The 3,457-nt window shown below is 30.7% G+C and carries 4 protein-coding genes; all 4 read right to left on the bottom strand.

Annotation, left to right across the window (positions count from 1 at the left end; all coding sequences use genetic code 11):
* A partial coding sequence (locus ACKVOV_RS13710; RefSeq protein WP_409207321.1) for an HlyD family secretion protein occupies positions 1 to 447 on the bottom strand: 447 nt, incomplete at its 3' end.
* Between the two features lie 13 nt (positions 448 to 460).
* Positions 461 to 1,786 carry a TolC family protein gene (locus ACKVOV_RS13705; protein ID WP_409207320.1) on the bottom strand — a complete coding sequence of 442 codons (1,326 nt, stop codon included), beginning with the start codon at positions 1,784 to 1,786 and terminating at the stop codon, positions 461 to 463.
* Positions 1,776 to 2,438, bottom strand: coding sequence for a TetR/AcrR family transcriptional regulator (locus ACKVOV_RS13700; RefSeq protein WP_409207319.1), 663 nt, complete (start codon positions 2,436 to 2,438; stop codon positions 1,776 to 1,778). Before ACKVOV_RS13700 ends, ACKVOV_RS13705 begins: the two co-directional genes overlap by 11 nt.
* 114 nt (positions 2,439 to 2,552) lie before the next feature.
* Positions 2,553 to 3,457, bottom strand: a 905-nt coding sequence (locus ACKVOV_RS13695) for a metalloprotease (protein WP_409207318.1), incomplete at its 5' end; no start/stop codon positions are given.

Genomic DNA, 3,457 nt, shown 5'->3' with positions numbered 1-3,457 from the left:
CAAATTATTGTATCGTTCGTAATCATTAACAGCTCTTGTTAATCTGATTTTAGCCGTTTCGATATTTCCGCTTGCAGATTGAACATTGGCATCAGATACGGATACATTTGCTTGTGCTGTTCCAATATCTGCTTTTGAAACGGCATAACCTTGTTCGGCACCAACCAAAGCTGCTTTTGCTTCTTCAACTTTTATGATATAATCTCTGTTATCGATAGTAAAAAGGGTATCTCCTTTCTTTACAAATTGATTATCTTTTACAAATACTTTAGTAACATAACCCGAAACCCTTGGAATTATAGGATTCATGTTTTTTTCTATTTGAGCATCATCAGTAGTTTCGTGAGCTAAGGAATGCATGTATTTATAAACTCCGTAAGTTCCTCCTAAAAGTATTAGAACTGAGAAAATAAGTATAAATTTTTTATTTGTTTGTTTCTTTTCCATTATGATGAAATATTTAGTTTTTAGAGATATTGAATGAATTGATTAGTTTTCCTTCCGCAAATTGAAGTTGGTAATATTTTAAAGCAATATCCGCTTGAGATAATGCCAGATTTATTTTGGTTTGTAGTTGTTGTACATCGGCTTCCAACAAATCATTGGTAGTAGATAAGCTATTGTCGTATTTGTCTTTTACAATTCGGTAGTTTTCAGTTGCTTGTTCAACGGCTTGCTTGTAAACCAAATTTTGTTTTAAAGAAAGGCTGTAGTTTTCTTGCGCTTCATGTGTTTCTTCTTTTATTTTATCAGTTAAAATAGTAACCGCTGTTTTGGTTTGTTCTGATTTACTTTTAGCCAATTTAACTTCTTTCCCATTTTTGAAAATGGAAGCTAAATCATAACTTAATCCAACACCAACATTCATTGCATTTGTCACAGTAATCACGTCTTTTAAATCGAAAGCAATATAACCACCTACTAATGCTAATGACGGATAATAACCACTTTTTGCTATTTTTATACCAGCTTCTGAAGATTTTTGTTGGTAACTTAAGGCTTCCAAATCATTTCTTTGTCCACTTGTCTCAACACTTTGATTTTTTACCATATCGCTTTTGATGGTTTCAATATCAATATCAATTTGCGTGTCTTTTGGTAATTGTAAAACTGTAACCAATTGGTAATTAATCACGTTTGCATTTTTCTTAGCAGTATCTAACGAGAGTTGAATGTTTGATTCTTGTAATTGTGCTTTCAATAAATCATTTCTAGCCATCAATCCATTATCTACCATTGCCGAAAAATCTTTGGTACGTTGTTGGGCACTTTTTAAATTATCTTCAATAAGTGTTGCTGTTTGTTGTGACTGAAACAATTTAGCAAACAATTCGACCACATAAATACTTAATTGTTCTTTAGTATATGCAGCGTTTGCTGTTTCAGCTTTGTATAAATTTTCTGAAGCAGAAATGCTATTTTTCAACTTAAATCCATTAAAAATTGGCATCGAAACATTAGCTTGACCCAAAAATAATTGACTAACTTTAATAGGAGATGAACCCTCGCTGGAAGAACCGCCCAGTTTAATTTTTGAATCAATATTGGCATTTGTTAGTTGTAAAAATTGTCCAGAAATTTTCAAACTCGGATATTGATTATTTTTCATAGTTTCCATTTCCAATTTGGAAGTGTTAACCTTCATATTGGCTAGTACAGCCTCATTACTATTAGTTGTTACTAGAGAAATGGCTTCTTTGAGAGAGAGAATTCTTCTTTCTTGCGCTTGTCCAATAGTTACTCCTAAAAAAGAAATGACAATTAATAATTTTGCTTTAATTTTCATAAACTAAAAGTGCTTTAATGGTTTGTTGTATGTGTTTTGTTAAATCGTTATGAATGTAATTATCAAAATCTTCGAGAGTTTTCAAGTTAAATAAATCAGCATAAAAAGGTTTAGTCATCTGAAAATGAAAATAAGTTCCCATAATAGTTGGTGGAATTAAGGCAATGTTGACGTTTTTTCTAAATAAACCTTTAGATTGTCCTTCTTCAATAATATTTTTTAAAATTTGTAAATTGTATTTCTTAACTTCATTAAAAGCTTCATAATTAATATCTCTTTTTTTAGAAGTTATTTCAAAATGAATAATCTGATACATGCCACAATTTTTGTTAATTCTGGTAATGTATAATTCGATTAATTTGTCAATTTTTTCAAAAGGAGATAAGTTTTCTTTATGAAGATTTTCTATTTGTAATTGTAATCCAGAAATTCGGTTGATAATTAATGCTTCTAGTAATTTTTCTTTCGATCCAAAGTAATACGAAATCATAGCAATATTGATATTTGCTTCTTTAGCTATATCTCTTATTGATGTTCCGTCAAAACCGTGTTCTGAAAATAGCTTTTCGGCTACTAAAAGAATTTCAATTTGTTTGTCATTAAAATCGGTCATAGGTATTGATTTTTTAAAATCAAGTACAAATTTAAACATTTGTTTAAATTAAACGTTTGTTTAAATTACGTTTAACGTTTTTTTAACATTATTTTAAACCATAAAAAAAAAGCTGTCTTCTTAGGACAGCTTTTTTATTTATTTTATTAAATATTAATTAAGATTATAATATTCTTCGTCACTCATCTCTCCTGAAGCAATTCTTCTTAACTCATCTTCATGCAATTTAATAATTTGATTCATTTTTTCGCTATATCCAGCAGGTTTTGCTTGACGGTAAGTTCCGTTTTTTACCCCTGTATAGTAGTAAAAAAAGTTAGAATCAAAAGCCGAAGCTGTTAATTTTGCATTTGTTGGGTCTGCTAATAAGAAACCTAAACGTACCGCAGATCTTCTTTGTGCTGGTGTGCCATGATGACCTGGACTCGTTACATTATTGTCGCCAATAGCAAAGGCAGCATCATAAGCAGTCGCAATAGAAGCAAACGTAGATTTACCGTATCCTCTTCTTAAATAGTATCCTGAAAATCCGTCAGCTTCTAGTTCATTTGGTCTTGCTGTACTTTCTGATACAGAAGGCAAACCAAAAGCATATTGTAATTGATGACCGTATTCATGAGCTAATATCATTACATTAATTAGATTTGAACTATCTCTGTTATACGCCCATTTAAAAATTGCTTCTCCAAAATAAATTTTACCTGTACTATAAGAAATTGCGTTAAATGTAGAACTTGGTGTCGTTAAATCTCTAACAAAACGGAAAGTCGGAGCGCTTCTTCCCCAAAAAGAGGCTATTGATGAATTTTGAGTTGTAATCAAACTTGAGCCTGTAGTACTACCAGAATTAGGTAATGTTGTGTACAAATTTGCTGCTGATGCCCAATTATTATCTACAAAACTACATTCTTTATTTAATAAAGATGGTTGTTCTAGTGCCTGTGTAGTTGATATTGTTTCAACATCTTCGTTTTTACTACAAGATGCAAACATACCTAATGCTAATGCTGTTAAAAATAAATTGGTTTTTTTGGTTGTTTTCATAATTTTTTGGTTGG

The organism is Flavobacterium sp., assembly GCF_046153165.1.
GTDB lineage: Bacteria > Bacteroidota > Bacteroidia > Flavobacteriales > Flavobacteriaceae > Flavobacterium.
This window is presented reverse-complemented; position numbering and strand designations above follow the sequence as displayed.

Coding starts and splice junctions, on each gene's coding strand:
- ACKVOV_RS13705 (WP_409207320.1), bottom strand. CDS start 1,786: ATGAAAATTAAAGCAAAATTATTAATTGTCATTTCTTTTTTAGGAGTA.
- ACKVOV_RS13700 (WP_409207319.1), bottom strand. CDS start 2,438: ATGTTTAAATTTGTACTTGATTTTAAAAAATCAATACCTATGACCGAT.